This window comes from Micromonospora sp. KC721, assembly GCF_004348355.1.
Taxonomy (GTDB): Bacteria; Actinomycetota; Actinomycetes; order Mycobacteriales; family Micromonosporaceae; genus Micromonospora.
Genome location: NZ_SMJY01000049.1, coordinates 13436 through 31724, shown reverse-complemented (window position 1 = coordinate 31724; position 18289 = coordinate 13436). Strand labels below are relative to the sequence as shown.

19 protein-coding genes are annotated in these 18289 nt (G+C 73.3%); 13 read left to right on the top strand and 6 right to left on the bottom strand.

All coding sequences use genetic code 11. The features are described 5' to 3' along the window. From E1182_RS11670 to E1182_RS11660, 3 genes are all read right to left on the bottom strand, one after another. On the bottom strand, nucleotides 1-552 hold a 552-nt coding region (locus tag E1182_RS11670), incomplete at its 3' end, for a CGNR zinc finger domain-containing protein (protein WP_132263976.1). 19 nt (nucleotides 553-571) lie between these two features. Further along, nucleotides 572-1738: a glutathionylspermidine synthase family protein gene (locus E1182_RS11665; protein ID WP_132263973.1), complete on the bottom strand. Its 1167-nt coding sequence runs from the start codon at nucleotides 1736-1738 to the stop codon at nucleotides 572-574. Nucleotide 1739: 1 nt separating this feature from the next. Further along, on the bottom strand, nucleotides 1740-2018 hold the full coding sequence (locus tag E1182_RS11660; RefSeq protein WP_243706175.1) for a hypothetical protein: 279 nt from the start codon (nucleotides 2016-2018) through the stop codon (nucleotides 1740-1742). A gap of 123 nt (nucleotides 2019-2141) precedes the next feature. Here E1182_RS11660 and E1182_RS11655 point away from each other — a divergent pair, with 123 nt between their 5' ends. From E1182_RS11655 to E1182_RS11630, 6 genes are all read left to right on the top strand, one after another. Next, entirely contained in the window at nucleotides 2142-3062 is a 921-nt protein-coding gene (locus E1182_RS11655; protein WP_132263970.1) for a proline dehydrogenase family protein, read from the top strand. A gap of 77 nt (nucleotides 3063-3139) precedes the next feature. Further along, nucleotides 3140-4417, top strand: coding sequence for a hypothetical protein (locus E1182_RS11650; protein ID WP_132263968.1), 1278 nt, complete (start codon nucleotides 3140-3142; stop codon nucleotides 4415-4417). A gap of 227 nt (nucleotides 4418-4644) precedes the next feature. Next, on the top strand, nucleotides 4645-4854 hold the full coding sequence (locus E1182_RS11645; RefSeq protein WP_132183381.1) for a helix-turn-helix domain-containing protein: 210 nt from the start codon (nucleotides 4645-4647) through the stop codon (nucleotides 4852-4854). Between the two features lie 206 nt (nucleotides 4855-5060). Then, a complete protein-coding gene (locus E1182_RS11640; RefSeq protein ID WP_007465623.1) occupies nucleotides 5061-5162 on the top strand; it encodes a 30S ribosomal protein bS22 in 102 nt (33 codons plus the stop codon). A 117-nt stretch (nucleotides 5163-5279) separates the two neighbouring features. Next, the gene (locus tag E1182_RS11635; protein ID WP_132263982.1) at nucleotides 5280-6353 is read left to right on the top strand and encodes an NAD-dependent epimerase/dehydratase family protein; all 1074 of its coding nucleotides are present in this window, start codon (nucleotides 5280-5282) and stop codon (nucleotides 6351-6353) included. Beyond that, nucleotides 6350-7231: a lysophospholipid acyltransferase family protein gene (locus tag E1182_RS11630; protein WP_132263966.1), complete on the top strand. Its 882-nt coding sequence runs from the start codon at nucleotides 6350-6352 to the stop codon at nucleotides 7229-7231. The genes E1182_RS11635 and E1182_RS11630 overlap by 4 nt, the downstream gene beginning before the upstream one ends. 77 nt (nucleotides 7232-7308) lie before the next feature. Here E1182_RS11630 and E1182_RS11625 read toward each other — a convergent pair whose 3' ends face one another. From E1182_RS11625 to E1182_RS11615, 3 genes are all read right to left on the bottom strand, one after another. Then, the gene (locus E1182_RS11625) at nucleotides 7309-8187 is read right to left on the bottom strand and encodes an HAD family phosphatase (RefSeq protein ID WP_132263964.1); all 879 of its coding nucleotides are present in this window, start codon (nucleotides 8185-8187) and stop codon (nucleotides 7309-7311) included. A 108-nt stretch (nucleotides 8188-8295) separates the two neighbouring features. After that, a complete protein-coding gene (locus E1182_RS11620) occupies nucleotides 8296-9165 on the bottom strand; it encodes a DUF5667 domain-containing protein (RefSeq protein ID WP_132263961.1) in 870 nt (289 codons plus the stop codon). Between the two features lie 290 nt (nucleotides 9166-9455). Further along, on the bottom strand, nucleotides 9456-10379 hold the full coding sequence (locus tag E1182_RS11615) for an ECF subfamily RNA polymerase sigma factor, BldN family (RefSeq protein ID WP_132263959.1): 924 nt from the start codon (nucleotides 10377-10379) through the stop codon (nucleotides 9456-9458). Between the two features lie 436 nt (nucleotides 10380-10815). Here E1182_RS11615 and E1182_RS11610 point away from each other — a divergent pair, with 436 nt between their 5' ends. The 7 genes from E1182_RS11610 (at nucleotide 10816) to E1182_RS11580 (ending at nucleotide 18273) form a co-directional block, all read left to right on the top strand. Beyond that, a complete protein-coding gene (locus E1182_RS11610; protein WP_132263957.1) occupies nucleotides 10816-12414 on the top strand; it encodes an AMP-binding protein in 1599 nt (532 codons plus the stop codon). After that, on the top strand, nucleotides 12404-12658 hold the full coding sequence (locus E1182_RS11605) for a glutaredoxin family protein (protein WP_132263955.1): 255 nt from the start codon (nucleotides 12404-12406) through the stop codon (nucleotides 12656-12658). The genes E1182_RS11610 and E1182_RS11605 overlap by 11 nt, the downstream gene beginning before the upstream one ends. After that, complete coding sequence (locus tag E1182_RS11600; RefSeq protein ID WP_243706174.1) at nucleotides 12655-13344, top strand: HAD family hydrolase; 690 nt, start codon at nucleotides 12655-12657, stop codon at nucleotides 13342-13344. Before E1182_RS11605 ends, E1182_RS11600 begins: the two co-directional genes overlap by 4 nt. 252 nt (nucleotides 13345-13596) lie before the next feature. Next, nucleotides 13597-14367, top strand: coding sequence for a redox-sensing transcriptional repressor Rex (locus E1182_RS11595; RefSeq protein ID WP_132263953.1), 771 nt, complete (start codon nucleotides 13597-13599; stop codon nucleotides 14365-14367). Next, the gene (locus E1182_RS11590) at nucleotides 14364-15704 is read left to right on the top strand and encodes a glutamyl-tRNA reductase (RefSeq protein WP_132263951.1); all 1341 of its coding nucleotides are present in this window, start codon (nucleotides 14364-14366) and stop codon (nucleotides 15702-15704) included. The genes E1182_RS11595 and E1182_RS11590 overlap by 4 nt, the downstream gene beginning before the upstream one ends. Then, nucleotides 15701-16696 (top strand): hydroxymethylbilane synthase, encoded by a 996-nt coding sequence (hemC, locus tag E1182_RS11585; RefSeq protein ID WP_132263949.1) that lies wholly within the window; start codon nucleotides 15701-15703, stop codon nucleotides 16694-16696. Before E1182_RS11590 ends, hemC begins: the two co-directional genes overlap by 4 nt. After that, nucleotides 16693-18273: a uroporphyrinogen-III synthase gene (locus E1182_RS11580; RefSeq protein WP_132263947.1), complete on the top strand. Its 1581-nt coding sequence runs from the start codon at nucleotides 16693-16695 to the stop codon at nucleotides 18271-18273. The genes hemC and E1182_RS11580 overlap by 4 nt, the downstream gene beginning before the upstream one ends. The last annotated feature ends 16 nt before the right edge of the window (nucleotides 18274-18289 follow it).

The window sequence follows — 18289 nt, the reverse complement described above, 5'->3', positions numbered from 1 at the left end:
GGGTTGGGCGGGGGCGGGGAGTTGCTCCCCGATCGCGGCGCGCTTGCGGGCGCGGTGGGCGGCGACATGGGACCGGGTCGCGCAGCGCTCCGAGCAGAACCGGCGACAGCAGTTGGACGAGGTGTCCAGGTAGACGTTGCCGCAGCGTTCGTCGGCGCAGACGCCGAACCGGGCGCTGCCGTACTCGCAGAGCCAGACCGACAGCCCCCAGACCGCGCCGGCCAGGTACTCCGCGCTGACCGAGGCACCGCGACTGGTCACGTGCATGTGCCAGTCGCTGGAATCGTGTCCGGAGATCCGCGGCTGCACCGGGAACGTCTCCAGCAGGGCGTTCAGCTCCGCCGCCGCCTGCGCGTCACGCCCGGAGGTGCCGTACTCGAACACGTCGCGCAGGCGCTTGCGCGCCCGCCGGAAGACCGCCAGATCCCGCTCCGACACCTCGTCGCGCATCCACGCGTTCTCGTCGGTGAAGAGAGCCCGCAGGTCGTCGAGGTCGTCCAGGCCGGCGTTGACGAGATCAACGCCGGTGCGGGCGTACGCGTCGAAGTTCACGACCTCAACGGTAGACGACTCAGCCGGGTCGCTGCGCGTCGATGTAGTGCGGGAGAAACCGTGCGTAACCGTCCGTTATCAGGCCGGGGCTCTCCCGGATCCCCGCCCCGGCAGCCTCGCCCGCCACGATCCAGCTTCCCAGCACCACGTGATTGCCGTCGAAGGACGGCAACGCCCGGAACTCCTGGTAGCAGAAGCCCTCGTCGCCGTAGCCGCCCGGATTGCTGATCTCGGCATCCTCGGTGACGATCCGTACCGCCGCCCCCTCCCGGCCGAGCAGCGGCTTCGCCACGTACCGGGTCATCCCGCGCGGTGAGTCCAGGTACGCCGGGAGCAGGTACTCGTGTCCCGGGTACAGCTCCCAGAGCACCGCGAGCAGCGCCTTGTTGGACAGCAGCAGTTTCCAGGCCGGCTCGATCCAGGTGGTCGGCGTGCCGGGCTCCAGCGCCGGACGGCCGTACGGCTCGGCCAGCATCCACTCCCACGGGTACAGCTTGAAACACGTGGTGACCGGACGGTTCGCGGCGTCGACGAAGCGCCGGCCGTCCCAGCCGATCTGCTGGACGGGCAGCAGCGTCACGTCCAGCCCCGCCTGGCGGGCCGTCTCGGCCAGGTAGCCGGCGGTGATCTGGTCCTCGCCCGACTCCTCCTCGTCGGACCAGCAGACGTGCACCCGCCGGTCGTGCAGCCCGGCGCCGACTGCCGCCCACGCCCCGACCAGCCGCTCGTGCAGGCTGTTCCACTGGTCGGCCTCGGGCCGGGTCTGCTCCAGCCAGTACCACTGGATGATGCTCGCCTCGACCAGCGAGGTCGGGGTGTCGGCGTTGTACTCCAGCAGCTTCGGCGGCCAGGAACCGTCGTAGGCGAGGTCGAAGCGGCCGTACAGGGTCGGCGGTGCCTCGCGCAGTGAGCGGGCCACCGCCTCGGCCGCCCAGGCCGGGATGCCGAAGTCGGCGTAGCGACCCCGGGCCACCACGTGCTCGGCCGCGGCGACGGACATCCGGTGCAGCTCCTCGGTCGCCTCCTCCAACCGGAGCACCTCGTCCAGCTCGAAGGCGTACGCCGCCGTCTCGTCCCAGTACGACATGGTGGCGCCGTCGGGAAGTTCGGTGGTGGCGTACACCAGCCCCTGCTCTCGGATGGTGGCCGCCCAGCCGGGCCGGGGCGTCGCCGTCTCGCGCCGCACCTCAGCCCCCGCAGGAGGCGAGGTGGGTGCCGAATCCACCCCGCTCGGGCAGGGCCATCTCGGTCGGGCGCGGCGCGGCGGAATCCGCGTCGCCGACGGTGGGAACGCGCAGAGCCAGCGCGACGGTGTCACCACCGCCGGTCGGGCCCAGCGCGCAGTCGTCATCGTCGTCGTCGTCACCGGAGGTCATGTTGCAGCCGGAGAGGGCCAGCGCCAGGGCGGTGAGCGCGCCGAGTTGCACGGAGGCCGACCGGAGCCGGCGGCGGGGGTGTCGTTCCACGTCCACGGTTGTAACCGATCCCCGCCACCGGCGGAAATCCGGCCCGGTCAGGGCGGGTTGACGGGCGTGGTGCCTCCGGCCAGCCCCGGGCGAGGGCCCGGTCCCGGGCGATACGCTCGGTTCATGCTCCGTTCCGTCATCCTCGCCGCCTCCCGGTCATCCCAGGTCGAGCGGCTCATCGCGACGGCTCCGTTCACCCGCGACGTCGTCGGCCGGTTCGTCGCCGGCAGCGGCACCGACGACGCGTTGCGCGCGACCCGCGAACTCGTCGGCGACGGCCTCGCGGTCACCCTCGACAACCTGGGCGAGGACACCGTCACCCCCGAGCAGGCCGACGCCACCCGGGACGAGTACGTGAAGCTGCTCCGGCTGCTCGCCGCCGCCGGGCTCACCCCCGCCGCCGAGGTCAGCGTGAAGCTTTCCGCGCTGGGCCAGCGGTTCGACGAGCACCTGGCGTACGACAACGCGCGGGCGATCTGCGTCGCCGCGGAGGCGGCGGGCACCACGGTCACCCTGGACATGGAGGACCACACCACCACCGACTCGACCCTGGACATCCTCAGCAAGCTGCGCAACGACCACCCGTCGACCGGGGCGGTGCTCCAGGCGTACCTGCGGCGCACCGAGTCGGACTGCCGGGAACTGGCCGGCGCGGGGTCCCGGGTGCGGCTGTGCAAGGGGGCGTACAAGGAGCCGGAGTCGGTGGCGTACCAGTCCGCCCACGAGGTGGACAGATCCTACGTACGCTGCCTGAACATCCTGATGTCCGGCGACGGTTATCCGATGCTGGCCACCCACGACCCGCGCCTGATCACCATCGGTGAGGACCGGGCCCGCTGGTTCGACCGCGGCCCGGACCGGTTCGAGTTCCAGATGCTGTACGGCGTCCGGCCCGAGGAGCAGGCCCGGCTGGTCGGCGAGGGCTACACCATGCGCACCTACCTGCCCTACGGCGAAGACTGGTACGGCTACCTGATGCGTCGCCTCGCCGAGCGTCCGGCGAACCTGGCCTTCTTCGGGCGGGCGCTGCTGTCGAAGAAGTGAGCATCGGCGAGCCGCGACCGGGCGGACCCGGGCCGGTCCCGGTGGCCCGGCCGGCGCGACCGCGCTGGGCACTCGGCATGACGCTCGCGGTGATCCTGGCGTTACTGGCCGGCGGGGTACCGGCGGCGGTGCTGACCGGGCTGCCGCGGTGGGCCGCCGACCAGCCGTCGGCGGTGTGGCTCGCCCCCGGGCCGGACGCCTCGGCGGATCGCGGCGGGAGCACCCGCACCGGCGCGGACGGAGCTGACCCGAGCGTGGCCCGTCATCTCGGCGAGGCGCTGGCCGCCCAGCTCGACCGGCAGGCCGCCGCTCTGCTCGGCGGTGACCGGGCCGGCTTCCTGGCGGTCGCCGACCGGGCCGCCCAGGCCGACCTGGGCCGCCGCTTCGCCGCGCTGCGTGCCCTGCGGGTGACCGTGTGGCAGGCCGTACCGGAAGGCTCACCCACTCCGGTCAGCGGGCGGCCGGGGCAGTGGCGTCAACCGGTTGTCGTGCGGTACTGCCTGGTCGTACCGGACTGCGCCCCCAGCCCGGTGCTGGTCGCCACCCGCTGGCGGGCCGGCGGTCCGGCGCCCCTGCTGCTCGCCATCGAGGAGTCCCGCGCGGCGCCGGCCGGCGTCCGACCCTGGGAGGTCAGCGAACTGGTGGGGGCGGTCGGTGCGCGGACCGTGGTGGCGACCACGCCGGCCCTGCGCCGCGCGCTGCCCGACCTGCTCGCCGCGGCGGAGGAGGCGGCCACGGTGGCCGACCGGTACGTCATCGGGGGGCCACCCCCGGACCGGTACCGCGTCTTCTACGCCGGTCCCGCCGAGTGGCGGCGCTGGTACGGCGGCGGTCGCCCGAGCTGGACCGCCGGGTACGCGGTCGGCGTCGGTGGCGGACACCACGAGATCGTGCTGAACGCGGACGCGTTGCCGGCCACCGGCCCCGGCGAGCTGCTGCGGCACGAGCTGACCCACGCCGCCTCCCTGACCGACCGGGGGCATCCGAGCCGGCAGACCTGGTGGCTGGTGGAGGGGCTGGCCGAGTACGCCGGTGCCGACGGGGCGCCGGTGCGGCGGTACGAGGCGCTGGACGACGTCCGGCGGCTGGTCGCCGGGGGATGGAACGGCCGGTTGGACGCCCTCGCGCCCACCGGCACCGCCCCGGCGGGCCGGGTCGGCGGCAGCTACGGCGTCGGGTACCTGGCCGTTCACCACCTCGTCGACCGCTACGGCGAGCAGCAGGTACTGGATTTCTTCCGCGCCGTGGTGCACGACCGGCAGTCGGCCGACGAGGCGGCCGACCGGGTGTTCGGCGACGACTGGGGCAGTCTGCACGCCGACTGCGTCGGCTACGTCCGGTCGGCCTCGGCCTGAGCGATCGAGGCTGCGGCCGGTGGTCCCGACAACGGGACGCGCGGCGCTTTCGACGGAAAACGCCAGGTCACGACCGGGTGAACAGCGCCCCTTGCATGATCAGTTGCACGAAGGGATCGCGCAGGTCACAACGGCCCCGCTACCGTACTGGTAACACGCGCGTTGCCGGCCGGGCGGGACCGCCTCCTCGGCAGGCACGCGCCGGGCAGGGATGGGTCGGGTGAGCCATGGCCGGGTCACCGTCCGACGGTCGGCTGTCGGATGTCAAGTTCCTGACCGTCGCCGAGGTGGCGGCGGTCATGCGGGTCTCCAAGATGACGGTCTACCGCCTGGTGCACAGCGGTGAACTCACCGCCGTCCGGGTGGGCCGGTCGTTCCGGGTGCCCGAGCACGCGGTGCACGACTATCTGCGGGGCGCGTTCCAGGAGACCGCCTGACGGGCGCCGAGTGCGACGTAACGGGCATCGACGGGGGCGCGTTGGTCCTGCTGACGCACTCCGGCTACCCTGGAGCGGATCGTGACCGCTCGCCGGTGTGCCCCGACGCCACCAGGCTGGTCCGGTCCATTGTCCGCACGCGGTCACCGGCACCACCTTCGTGGTGTCGCACGTCCGCCCCGCAAGTTGCATCGAAAGGCTGTCGTATGGGCTCGGTGGTCAAGAAGCGTCGCAAGCGCATGGCTAAGAAGAAGCACCGCAAGCTGCTGCGCAAGACCCGCGTCCAGCGTCGCCGCCTCGGCAAGTGAGCGGAGCCGGGCCACGCCCGGCTCCGCACACCTGCCCAACTGTCGACCCTCGGAGGCTCAGGTGATCAGGCCGTGGATGTCCCGGCTCGATCCCGCCTGCCGGTCAAGGCGTTCCCGATGACCCCCGGTGGCACCCCAGGTGCTCCGGGGGTCGTCGTCGTGACCGGGGTCGGCCGCTACCTCGGCGCGCACGTCGCCGCCCGGCTCGCCGCCGACGCCCGGATCGAGCGGGTGATCGGCGTCGACCCGACCGTCCCCGGTCCCGAGTTCACCGACCTCCTCGACGGGGTTGAGCGGGTCCGGCTCGACCTCGCCTCCCTCGGCAGTTTCCTCGCCGATCTGGACGTCGACACCGTGGTGCATCTCGCCCTGGTCACCGCTCCCGACCCGCAGCACGGCGGCCGGGCGGCGATGAAGGAACAGAACATCATCGGCACCATGCAGCTGCTCGCCGCCTGCCAGCGGGCACCCCGGCTGCGAAAGCTCGTGGTCCGCTCCTCGACCGCCGCGTACGGCGCGTCCTTCCGCGACCCGGCGGTCTTCACCGAGGAGACCGAGCCCCGGGAGGTGCCGCGCGGTGGGTTCGGTCGGGACATCCTGGACATCGAGGGTTACGTGCGCGGGTTCCGCCGCCGCCGGCCCGACGTCACCGCCACCGTGCTGCGGTTCGCGCCGTTCATCGGCTCCACCGCCGACACCACGCTCACCCGCTACTTCTCCCAGCCGTTCGTGCCGACCGTCTTCGGGCGCGATCCCCGATTGCAGTTCGTGCATTTCGACGACGCGCTGGAGGTGCTGCACCGGTCGGTCGCCGAGGAGCACCCGGGGACGTACAACGTCGCCGGGCCGGGCGTCCTGTCGCTGTCGCAGGCGATCCGCCGGGCCGGGCGGGTCGCCGTGCCGGTGCTCGAACCGGGCCTCTCCGGGGCCGCCGCGCTCGTCCGTAACCTCGGCTTCGGCCGCTACGGCCTCGACCAGGTCGACCTCTTCGTGCACGGCCGGGTGGTCGACACCAGCCGGCTCGAGCAGGAGTACGGCTTCACGCCGCGCTCCACCGCCGCCGCGTTCGACGATTTCATCCGCGCCCACCGTGGTGGCGCGGTGCTCACCCGGGAGACCCTCGCCGCCGCGGAGCAGATGGTGCTGGAGAGCATCCGGCAGGTTCGCCAGAACGTACAGGAGCGGCAGTGAACAGGCCAGACGAGCCGGCCGTGCGTGACCAGCCGGGGGACCACTGGGACCGCAGGGTCGCCGGAGGGCTGGCGTTCCTGCGCCGCCGGCTCTCCGGTGACTACGAGGTGGACGAGTTCGGCTTCGACCCCGAGCTCACCGAGGCCGTCTTCCACCCGCTGCTGCGCCTTCTCTACCGTGACTGGTTCCGCACCGAGGTGACCGGCCTGGAGCACGTGCCCGACGAGGGCGCCGGCCTGGTGGTCGGCAACCATTCCGGCACCGTTGCGCTGGACGCGTTGATCCTCTCCACCGCCCTGCACGACCAGCATCCCGCCCACCGCTACCTGCGGCTGCTCGGCGCAGACCTGGTCTTCCGGATGCCGGTGGTCTCCGAGATCGCCCGCAAGACGGGCGGGACGGTCGCCTGCAACCCGGACGCCGAGCGGCTGCTCGGCGGTGGCGAGCTGGTCGGCGTCTTCCCGGAGGGCTTCAAGGGCATCGGCAAGCTCTACTCCGACCGCTACAAGTTGCAGCGGTTCGGCCGGGGCGGCTTCGTCTCGGCGGCGCTGCGCACCGGCACGCCGATCGTGCCGGTGGCCATCGTCGGCGGGGAGGAGATCTACCCCATGCTGGCCGACATCAAGCCGCTCGCCCGGCTGCTCAAGCTGCCGTACTTCCCGGTCACGCCGACCTTCCCGTGGCTCGGCCCGCTGGGCATGGTGCCGCTGCCGAGCAAGTGGCTGATCGAGTTCTGCAAGCCGATCCCGACCGCGCACCTGACCGACTCCGCCGACGACCCGCTGGTCGTGTTCAACCTCGCCGACCAGGTCCGGGAAACCATCCAGCACACCCTGCACCAGTTGTTGGAACGCCGCCCGGACCCGTTCGGCCCCTGACCAGTTCACGGCTGTGGTGGGCGCCGACCGGCACCGGCGGCACGTACGCTCGTGGACGCACCGGCGCGGGCGCCTGGTCAGAGCGTGGCGCGGCGGCGCTTGTGCAGGGCCAGCCCCGCGGTGACCGCACCGGCGAGCAACCCCGCTGCGGCTGTCGACGGTACGGCGATCTTGACCGCGCGCCGTCCAGTGCGGAAGTCCCGTACCTCCCAGCCCCGCTCGCGGGCCTGCCGCAGCAGCGTGGCGTCCGGGTTGATCGCCACCGCCCGCCCGACGGCGGAGAGCATCGGCAGGTCGTTCACCGAGTCGCTGTACGCCGCGCAGCGGGACAGGTCCAGCCCTTCCACCTCGGCGAGCTGGCTGATCGCCTCGGCCTTGGCCGGGCCGTGCATCAGGTCACCGACCAGCCGCCCGGTGTACGCGCCGTCGGCCACCTCCGCCACCGTGCCGATCGCCCCGGTCAGCCCGAGTCGGGTGGCGATCACCCGGCCGATCTCCACCGGGGCGGCGCTGACCAGCCAGACCCGTTCGCCCGCGTCGAGATGGCGCTGGGCGAGCCGGCGGGTGCCGGCCCAGATCCGGGGTGCCATCAGCTCGTCGAAGATCTCCTCGGTGAGGCGCTCGACCTCCTCGACCCGCCAGCCTTCGATGAAGGCGAGAGCGGCCTCCTTCGCCTGCGACATGTCGCCTGCGTGTTCGCTGGCCAGCAGCCGGAACCGGGCCTGTTGCCAGGCGAAGCGGGCCAGGTCGGTGGTGGTGAAGTACTTGCGGGCGGCGAGCCCCCGGGCCAGCCAGTAGATCGACGCGCCCTGCATCATCGTGTTGTCCACGTCGAAGAAGGCCGCGGCGTGGGGATCGGGCAGCACCGGGACCAGCTGGTCCCCCTCGGCTTCGGCCCAGCCGGCGGTGTGCCCGTGCACATCGGTGCTGACCGTCATCCTGCGGATGCGGGGCATGGCACTTCCCTCCGTACGCCACTGCGCTCCTGCATCCCTGAGCCTAGTCGGGTGTCGATCACAGACGATCGCCCCAACGGGTAACTGTGATGTGAACTGCCTCGCGGGTCAGCGCTGCTCGGGGCAGGTCGCGGGAGTGGGGCCCAGGGCGTCGCCGGAGACCGGGGTGGGCAACCCGCAGGCGATGGCGGCGCGCAGCGCGTCGGAGCGCTTCCGGGCCGCGTCCAACAGGGCCAGGGAACGCCGGACCCGGTCCCGTTCGGCGCGGTCGGCCCCGTCGAGCAGCCCACCGACCGCGCGTCGCTGGCCCGCCACGAAGGTGTTCACGGCGTCCAGCCCGGCGGTGTCCGACCGTTGGGCCGCCGCGGTGGTGAGCAGGCGGACCCCCTGGCGGGTGTCGGCGTCCATGTCCTCGAGCACGGCGGTGAAGCCGGGCAGGTCGCCCCGGAGGGTGGTGGCCTCGGTCAGCCGGGTACGGGCGAAGTCCAGGAACAGCTGGCCGCGGCTGAGGTCCGAGCTGGCCAGGGCGAGCTGGGCCCGTTCGGTGGAGCGCTTCATGCCGTACAGGGCGTCACCGGGAACCGCGTCCTCGCTGGCGGCGGAGATGCCCGACACCGCGATGGCGCCGGCGGCGATGCCGACCAGGACGGCACCCCGGGCCCGAACCTGTCGGGCGGTGACCGCGCCGAGCAGCGAGGAACGGGTGCCGGCACCCGCGCCGTCCGGGGTGCTCGCGGCCGTCGCGCCGGGGCCCTCCCGTTCCGCCGTGGCCACCAGCATCGCCCGCAGTCCGACGCGGAAGTCCGGTTCCACCTCGACGTCCGGTCGTTCCTGCGTGAGCCGCCGGCCGACCGCCACGAGGGCGACGAGCTGGTCGTCGGCACGAGACCGGACATGATGCCGCCGCCCGCCGTTCGCCTCGTCGAGCAGCTGGGCGAAGCGTGCGGCCCGCCGACGGGAGAAGAGGTAACTGTCCACCGCAGGCACCCCCTCTCGCTGTCCGGCCGGTAGGCCGCGGTCGTCACCAGCGACCGGTGGCAGCGTGACGCCGACGGACGGCATCTGCGCCGACCGTACGAGCCGGACCGGGTGGCCCGGGGGACGCCGGGACAACCACGGGTCGCACCCGGAGAAACGGACCGCGCCCGGTGGCGGTTACGGGACGTCAGTGGCTAAAACACGACGAGTGAGGACCGTCACGGGACCCGGGTGCCCGCCGGACCCCGGCCGCCGGGCGACGGACCGGTCGTGGTCAGGACCGGCGGTGATCAGGGCTGGAAGCCGTCCGGGAGGAGTCGGGCCAGGGCGCGGACCGCACGGTACTGCAACGCCTTGATGGCACCCTCGTTCTTGCCCATCGCCCGGGCCGTCTCGGCGACCGAGAAGCCCTGAAGGAAGCGGAGCACGATGCACTCCTGCTGTTCCGGGTTGAGTTGCTTGACCGCGGTGAGCAGGGCCACGTTGGTGATGTGCTCCACCACGGCGGCTTCCGGGCTGCCCTCGGGCCCGCGGTCCTCGCGATCGGCGTCGAGCACGTCGCCGGTGGTCACCTCGAGGCGGTACCGGCCCGACTTGAAGTGGTCGGCCACCAGGTTGCGGGCGATGGTCACCAACCAGGCGCCGAGATCCCGGCCCTGCCAGGTGAAGCTGCCGATCCGTTTCAGCGCGCGCAGGAAGGTGTCGGAGGTCAGGTCCTCCGCCAACTGCCGGTTACCCACCCGGAAGTAGACGAACCGGAAGACGGTGTCGACGTACCGGTCGTAGATCAGGCCGAACGCCTCGGCGTCCCCGGCCTGGGACCGTTCGACCAGTGTCCAGACCTCGGTGGCCGGATCGGACGGGTCGGGCCGGCTGGGGAAGCCGGTGCTCGGCGGGCTGGTGGCGGGGACCGCCGGCAGGACGGCGGTGTCGCCGGCCGGCACGGCCGGAATCACCGCGGTCTCGGCGCCGGCCGGGTCGGTCACCGCGGCCGGCTCGCCGACCCGCCGGTGCTGCGCCGGCATGGTGGGCCGGGGCGGTGTGACCACCCGACCGGCCGGCGCGTTGCCCCCCGGTGCGGCCGGCCTGGTGGGCGCCTCGTTGTGGTGCGGCCGCTGGTGGAGCCGGCCGGCGTCGAGGCGTTCGTTCGGCGATGTCCGGGGCGCGGAGCCGGCCAGACCGGCAGGTCGTTCCGAGTAGCCGAAGCTGCTCACCGTGCCTCCCGGGTGCGCGGTGCGACCGGCCGGGCAGCGCGACGACGGGTCGTCGCGGCATCCGGCCCGCCCGGTACGGGCAGGGCCGTCCGGGGGCGTGCCCACGCGGGGCACATCCCCTTGAGGTGCTGGTCCAATGCGCTCACAGGCACGGGGGCCTCCTCGGGCTGAGGGGTGTCGACTCACGGCAAATGGGGTGAGCCGACCCGAGTGATGATAGGGCCAACGTCACCCGCGCGTGGCAAGTCCGTTACACAGGGCCAAAGTATTTCCCGTCCGGGTCGCACCACTGGCGGACCCGTTGTCCGTCATGTGCGGTTGACTTTCACGTCACGACCTGATCTGAGAGAAAAGTCCAGGTCGCGGGTGAAGTGGACGATGGTGCCGGTGCGCGGGGCATGGCTGTGCGGGCGACGCTGTGCCAGACTCAGCCACCGTGCAGGACCCCGCCGACAGCTTCGCGCCCCACCTCGCCGACCGGCTCCGCCGGGCCGCCGCCGATCACGGCGACCGCCCTGCGGTGCACTGGCGGGAGGCGACCCTGACCTGGTCCGAACTGGATGATCGGGTGACGGCGGTGGCCCGTGCCATGGCCGCCACCGTGCCGGCCGGGGACGGCGGCCCGCCCGCCCGGGTGGCCATCGCCCTGCCGAACACGCCCGACTTCGTGGTGGCCTTCCTCGCGACGCTGCGCGCCGGACTGGTCGCGGTGCCGGTCAACCCGGGCTACACCGGCCGTGAGCTGCGGCACGTGCTCGCCGACTCGGGCGCCGCGCTGCTGCTGGCCACCGAGGAGGTCCGGGAGCGGGTCGGCCGCGGCGGCGACGAACTGCCGGCGCTGACCGCCGTGCACACCACCCTCCCCGAGGAGCCCGGCGAGCCGCCGACGGCGCAGCCCGCCGACCTCGCCGCGCTGCTCTACACCTCTGGCACCGAGGGACGCCCCAAGGGGGCGATGCTGCCGCACCGCGCGCTCGCCGCCAACCACGACCAGCTCGCCCGGATCCAGCCGCCGGTGCTCGGGGCGGACGACACCGTGCTGCTCGCGCTGCCGCTGTTCCACGCGTACGGGCTGAACTCGGGGCTCGGCGCGGTCGTCCACCATGGCGCGACCGGGGTGCTCGTCGACGAACTCGGCCCCGACTGCGCGCTCGACGAGATCACCCGGCACCGGGTGAGCGTGCTGGTCGGCGTACCGTCGATGTTCCAGGCCTGGTCCGCCGCGGCCCCGGACACGGTCGCCGCGGCGATGGCGTCGGTCCGGCTGGCGGTCTGCGGCGCCGCGCCGCTCGACCCGGCCACCGCGGCGCGCTTCACCGAGGCCACCGGGCACCCGGTGCACGTCGGGTACGGCCTGACCGAGACCGCGCCGGTGCTCACCTCCACTCTCGTCGGCGGGGAGCCCAAGCCGGGCTCCATCGGCCGGCCGCTGCCCGGGGTCGCGCTCCGCCTGGTCGGCGCGGACGGCGTCGACCTGTGGCGCGACGGCGTACCGGTGGCCGACGAGGAGGCCGACGACCCGTTCCTCGCCGACTCCTCGCCCGGCACGGACCCGGGCCAGATCGTGGTCCGCGGCGCGAACCTGTTCACCGGGTACTGGCCGGACGGCCGGGGCGGGCCGGACGCCGACGGCTGGTGGGCCACCGGCGACATCGCGTACGCCGATGCCGACGGGGACCTGTTCCTGGTCGACCGGCTGGGCGAGCTGATCCTGGTCAACGGCTTCAACGTCTACCCGCACGAGGTCGAGCTGGTCCTCGACGCGCACCCGGGAGTGGCCGGCTCGGCCGTCCTGGGTGTGCCGCATCCGCGTACCGGCGAGACTGTCCGGGCGTACGTGGTGCCGGTGCCGGGCCACCCGGTGACCGGTGCGGAGCTGCTGGCCCACTGCGCGCGTAACCTGGCCCGGTTCAAGTGCCCGACCGCCGTCGAGTTCGTCGACGAGCTGCCGTACTCGGCGATCGGCAAGGTACGCAAGACCCAGTTGCGGCCCGTCCCGGCCGCCCGCCCCACGGAGGTGCCCGATGTCCACTGACGCCCGGCTCGCCCTGATCACCCGACCCGGTTGTCATCTCTGCGAGGACGCCAAGGCGGCGCTCGGCCGGGTGGTGGCGGTCACCGGCGACCGGTGGGTGGAGAAGGACGTCACCGGCGACGTGGAGTTGGAGCGCGAGTACGGCGACCGGCTGCCGGTGGTGCTGCTCGACGGCAAGGAACACGGCTACTGGCGGGTCGAGGAGGAGCGGCTGCTGCGCGACCTGACCACCCCGCAGCTGTGATCACCGCGCGAACCGGGACGACCGGTCCCCACCTGGTCTGGGACTGGAACGGCACCCTGCTCGACGACCTGGACCTGGTGGTGGCGGCCACCAACGTCGCCTTCGCCAGCGCCGGTGGCCGGTCGGTGACCGCGGACGAGCACCGGGTCCGGTTTCGCCGGCCGATCGCCGACTACTACGCCGAGATGCTCGGCCGGGCGGTGGACGCCGAGGCGTTTGGCGCCCTCGACCGGATCTTCCACGACGCGTACCGGGTCGGGTTGGCCTCCTGCGCACTGGCCGCCGACGCGACCGCGGCGATCGCCGCGTGGCCGGGCACCCAGTCGTTGCTGTCCATGTGGTTCCACGAGGAGCTGGTGCCGACCGTGCGTGCGTACGGGCTGACTGCGCACTTCACCCGGGTGGACGGGCTGCGCGCCCCGGTCGGCGGGGGCTTCAAGGCGGAATGGCTGGCCAAGCACCTGGCCGAGCTGGGCCTCGACGGGGGCGAGGTGGTGCTGGTCGGTGACTCGCTCGACGACGCCGACGCGGCCGAGAGCGTGGGCGCGCGGTGCGTCCTCTACACCGGCGGCCTCTCCGACCCGCACCGGCTGCGCGCCTCCGGCCACCTGACCGCGGACACCCTCACCGCCGCCGTGAGCCTCGCCACCGCGCTGCCCTGGCCCGCCCCCTCCGACCGAGCGTGATTGGTGAGAGAAGTCGGGATTGAGCAATAATCGCGCGACGGTGTCGGTGACCGGACCAATATCGATCTTGCGGAATGGGGGGGGCTGGTGAGCGGGCGTCGCCGCGGCCCAAGATCGCGATTTGTGCAGCTCTTCACAAGCGCCTACCCTGTAGTTCCGACGCGCCCTGCTAGCACAGCCGGCAACCTCGGTCGCCAGCGGGAGTCCCGAAACGGTCGGTCGCCGGCCGAGGATCGCACCGCACGGAGTCTCATGAGTCAGCACCGTCACCCTGGCGCGCCCGGCCGCACCGGTGCCGTACCGGCGCTCCCGGACCTGCCGGAGGCGACCGTCGCGCGGCTCCCCGAGTACCTCCGTGCCCTGCACGGCCTCGCCGAAACCGGCCACGAGACCGTGTCCAGCGAGGGGTTGGCCAGCGCCGCCGGCGTCAACTCGGCCAAGCTCCGCAAGGATCTCTCCCAGCTGGGGTCGTACGGCACCCGGGGCGTCGGCTACGACGTCGCGCTCCTGATCGACCAGATCGAGTACGTACTCGGGCTCACCCAACGGCGTGCCGTCGCCCTGGTCGGCGTGGGTAACCTCGGTCACGCCCTGGCCGGTTACGACGGGTTCGCCAGCCGAGGCTTCCGGATCGCCGCGCTCCTCGACGCCGACCCGGGCCGGATCGGCGAGGTGATCAACGGGCTGGCGGTGCGGCACGTCGACGACCTGCCCGAGGTGGCTGCCGAGGAGTCGATCTCGATCGGGGTCATCGCCACCCCCGCCGGCGCCGCGCAGGCGGTGGCCGACCAGCTCGTCGCCGTCGGTGTCACGAGCATCCTCAACTTCGCCCCGTGCGTACTCTCGGTTCCGGACGGGGTCGACGTGCGCAAGGTCGACCTTGCCATCGAGCTGCAGATCCTGTCCTTCCACGAGCACCGCAAGGCGTCACTGACCCGGCTCCCGGCCACCGGCGGGTCCGCACTCACCGCCCTGCCCGGCGGGCTCGGCGCCACCGACACCCAGGAGGCGATCGGCACGTGAAACTGCTCGTCGTCGGCGCGTCCTACCGCACCGCTCCGGTCGCCACCCTGGAGCAGCTGGCGGTGGCCCCCGCCGAACTCACCCGAACCCTGGACCGGCTGGTCGCCCAGCCGTACGTCGCCGAGGCGGTGCTGATCTCCACCTGCAACCGGGTGGAGGTCTACGCCGCGGTGTCCGGATTCCACGGCGGTCTGGGCGACATCTGCGCCGTGCTGGCCGAGCAGGCCGGGTCCGCGCCGGCCGCGCTCGCCAACCACCTGTACGTGCACTACGACGCCGCCGCGGTCGACCACGTCTTCCGGGTCGCCGCCGGGCTGGACTCGATGGTGGTCGGCGAGGCGCAGATTCTCGGCCAGCTGCGTGACGCGTACCACTGGGCGACCGGGGCCGACGCCGCCGGCCGGCTGCTGCACGAGCTGATGCAGCAGGCGTTGCGGGTCGGCAAACGGGCGCACGCCGAGACCAACATCGACAAGGCGGGGCAGAGTGTGGTGACCGCCGCGCTGGACCTGGCCGCCGGTCACCTCGACGGTGGCCTCACCGGTCGGCCCGCCATGGTGGTCGGCGCGGGCGCGATGGGCGCGCTGGGCGTCGCGACCCTCTCCCGGCTGGGCGCCGGCCCGCTCACCGTCACCAACCGGGGCGCCGACCGGGCGGTCCGGCTGGCCGAGTCGTACGGGGCAAACGCCGTCCCGATGGCCGAGCTCGTCCACGCGCTCTCCACAGTGGACATCGTAGTGGCCGCCACCGCGGCCAACGAACCGGTCCTCACCATCGACGTGGTGACCCGGGCGCTGGCCCGGCGCGACGCCGCCCGGGGGCCGCTGGTCCTGCTCGACCTGGCTGTGCCGCGCGACGTCGCACCGGGCGTGGCCGAACTGCCCGGCGTCGAGGTGATCGACATCGACCGGATGGCGGCCCTGCTCGCCGACGGGCCGGCCGCCACCGACACCGCCGAGGTCACCCGGATCGTCAGCACCGAGGTCGAGGCGTTCCTGAGCTGGCTGCGCGGCGCCGACGTGGCGCCCACCGTGGCCGCGCTGCGCGGCCGGGCCGACGACGTGGTCTCCACCGAGCTGCGCCGGCTCGCCCAGCGCCGCCCGGAACTCACCGAGGACCAGCGCGCCGAGGTGGCCCGGACGGTGCACCGGGTGGTGCAGCGGCTGCTGCACCAGCCCACCGTGCGGGTACGCCAGTTGGCCGCGGAGCCTGGCGGCGACCAGTACGCCGCGCTGCTGCGTGAACTGTTCGACCTGGAGGTGCCGCAGACCTCCCCGGTGGACACCGTGCCCGACGTGGTCGACACCGACACCACGTACCCCGGAGGTGAGCGATGACCCGCCCCCTGCGCCTCGGCACCCGGGGCAGTGCCCTGGCGATGGCCCAGTCCGGCCACGTCGCCGAGGCCCTTACCGAGGCCACCGGCCGCGAGGTCGAGCTGGTTGAGGTCGTCACCGCCGGGGACCGCTCATCCGCCCCCGTGCACCGGCTCGGCGTCGGCGTCTTCGTCTCCGCACTGCGTGACGCGCTGGCCGCCGACGCCATCGACTTCGCGGTGCACTCCTACAAGGACCTGCCCACCGCCGCCGCGCCCGGCCTGCACATCGCGGCGGTGCCGCCCCGCCAGGATCCGCGCGACGCGCTGGTCGCCAAGGACGGTCGTACCCTCGCCGAGCTGCCCTCCGGCGCGGTGGTGGGCACCGGCGCGCTGCGCCGTATCGCCCAGCTGCACGCCCTCGGCATGCAACTGGAGGTCACCCCGATCCGGGGCAACGTGGACACCCGCCTGGGGCGGGTGCTCGGCCCGGACGCCGACCTCGACGCGGTCGTGCTGGCCCGGGCCGGCCTGGCCCGGCTGGGCCGGACCGACGTGATCACCGAGACGCTCGACCCGATGCTGATGCTGCCCGCGCCCGCCCAGGGTGCGCTCGCGGTGGAGTGCCGGGCCGACGACACCGATCTGGTCGAGCTGCTCGCGGTGCTCGACCACGCACCGTCCCGCGCCGCGGTCGTCGCGGAGCGGGCGCTGCTGGCCACCCTGGAGGCCGGGTGCTCGGCACCTGTCGCCGCCTATGCCGTTATCGCCGAGGGCGAGCCGACCAGCTCGCTCGCCGGTGGCGCGGGTGGCGATGAGATCTACCTGCGCGGGGCGGTGATCAGCCCGGACGGCACCCGTGACCTCCGGCTGTCGCGCACCGGTACGCCCGCCGACGCGGCGGAGATCGGCAAGGCACTAGCCGCCGAACTCCTCGACCTCGGCGCCGACTCGATCCTCGGCCACGACGGAAGCACCGGCCCGGGGACCCAGCACATTGGGAGCACAGAATGACCCGCACCCGTAAGCCCGTAGGCCGGATCGCGTTCGTCGGGGCGGGCCCCGGTGACCCGGGCCTGCTGACCCGCCGGGCGCACGACGCCCTGGTCGACGCCGACCAGGTCGTGTACGACCGGGGACTGCCCGAGTCGCTGCTCGACGTCGTCCGCGCCCAGGCCAGGTCCGACGCGCAGTTCACGCCCGCCGAAGGCGCCCCGGGTGACGTGGCCAAGGTGCTCATCTCCGCGGCCCGCTCCGGGCTGAACGCGGTGCACCTGGTCGCCGGCGACCCGTTCGGCCACGAGTCGGTCGTCAGGGAGGTGCAGGCGGTGGCGCGTACCGCCGCGCACTTCGAGGTGGTGCCGGGGGTCGGTCAGGCCGAGGGGGTGGCCACCTACGCCGGTGTGCCGCTGCCGGGGGTGCGGACCGCTGCCGACGTCGAGGACGTCAGCACGCTGGACTTCGACGCGCTGGCCGCCGCGGTCGGCCGGGGCTCGCTGGCCCTGGCGGTGGACGCCGGTGACCTGGCCGCGATCCGGGACGGGCTGCTCGCCGCCGGGGTGGACGGCGCGACCGGCGTCGGGGTGACCGGTGACGGCACGGGCGAGACGCAGTACACCACCACGTCGACCGTGGACTCCTTCGTCGCGGCGGCGCTCGGTTTCACCGGCCGGGTGGTGCTCACCGTCGGGCAGGGCGTGGGCCAGCGGGACAAGCTGAGCTGGTGGGAGAACCGCCCGCTGTACGGCTGGAAGGTGCTCGTCCCCCGGACCAAGGAGCAGGCCGGGGTGATGAGCGCCCGGCTGCGGGCGTACGGGGCCATCCCCTGCGAGGTGCCGACCATCGCGGTCGAGCCGCCGCGTACCCCGGCCCAGATGGAGCGGGCGGTCAAGGGTCTGGTCGACGGCCGGTACGCCTGGGTGATCTTCACCTCGGTCAACGCGGTGCGTGCGGTCTGGGAGAAGTTCGCCGAGCACGGCCTGGACGCCCGACACTTCGGTGGCGTCAAGATCGCCTGTATCGGGGAGGCGACCGCCGACGCGGTGCGCGCCTTCGGCATCCAGCCGGAACTGGTGCCCTCCGGCGAGCAGTCCTCCGAGGGGCTGCTGGCCGAGTTCTCGCCGCACGACGAGATCCTCGACCCGGTGGGCCGGGTGCTGCTGCCGCGCGCCGACATCGCCACCGAGACCCTCGCCGCCGGGCTCACCGAGCGCGGCTGGGAGGTCGACGACGTGACCGCGTACCGGACGGTGCGGGCCGCGCCGCCGCCCGCCGAGATCCGGGACGCCATCAAGTCGGGCGGGTTCGACGCGGTGCTGTTCACGTCCTCCTCCACGGTGCGGAATCTGGTCGGCATCGCGGGGAAGCCGCACGCCCGTACGGTTGTTGCAGTCATCGGGCCCAAGACGGCGGAGACCGCGACCGAGTTCGGCCTGCGGGTCGACGTGCAGCCTGCGCACGCCTCGGTGCCCGACCTGGTGGAGGCGCTCGCCGCCTACGCCGTCGAGTTGCGCGAGAAGCTGGCCGCCATGCCGGCCAAGCAGCGCCGCGGCTCGAAGGTGCAGGGGCCGACCGCCCTCCGCTTCCGCTGATCGTTCCGGGAGGTCC

What these genes read in the sequence shown, in the direction of transcription:
- E1182_RS11655 (WP_132263970.1), top strand. Translation starts at nt 2,142, where the DNA reads ATGCTCCGTTCCGTCATCCTCGCCGCCTCCCGGTCATCCCAGGTCGAG.
- E1182_RS11650 (WP_132263968.1), top strand. Translation starts at nt 3,140, where the DNA reads ATGACGCTCGCGGTGATCCTGGCGTTACTGGCCGGCGGGGTACCGGCG.
- E1182_RS11645 (WP_132183381.1), top strand. Translation starts at nt 4,645, where the DNA reads ATGGCCGGGTCACCGTCCGACGGTCGGCTGTCGGATGTCAAGTTCCTG.
- E1182_RS11640 (WP_007465623.1), top strand. Translation starts at nt 5,061, where the DNA reads ATGGGCTCGGTGGTCAAGAAGCGTCGCAAGCGCATGGCTAAGAAGAAG.
- E1182_RS11635 (WP_132263982.1), top strand. Translation starts at nt 5,280, where the DNA reads ATGACCCCCGGTGGCACCCCAGGTGCTCCGGGGGTCGTCGTCGTGACC.
- E1182_RS11625 (WP_132263964.1), bottom strand. Translation starts at nt 8,187, where the DNA reads ATGCCCCGCATCCGCAGGATGACGGTCAGCACCGATGTGCACGGGCAC.
- E1182_RS11605 (WP_132263955.1), top strand. Translation starts at nt 12,404, where the DNA reads ATGTCCACTGACGCCCGGCTCGCCCTGATCACCCGACCCGGTTGTCAT.
- E1182_RS11595 (WP_132263953.1), top strand. Translation starts at nt 13,597, where the DNA reads ATGAGTCAGCACCGTCACCCTGGCGCGCCCGGCCGCACCGGTGCCGTA.
- hemC (WP_132263949.1), top strand. Translation starts at nt 15,701, where the DNA reads ATGACCCGCCCCCTGCGCCTCGGCACCCGGGGCAGTGCCCTGGCGATG.
- E1182_RS11580 (WP_132263947.1), top strand. Translation starts at nt 16,693, where the DNA reads ATGACCCGCACCCGTAAGCCCGTAGGCCGGATCGCGTTCGTCGGGGCG.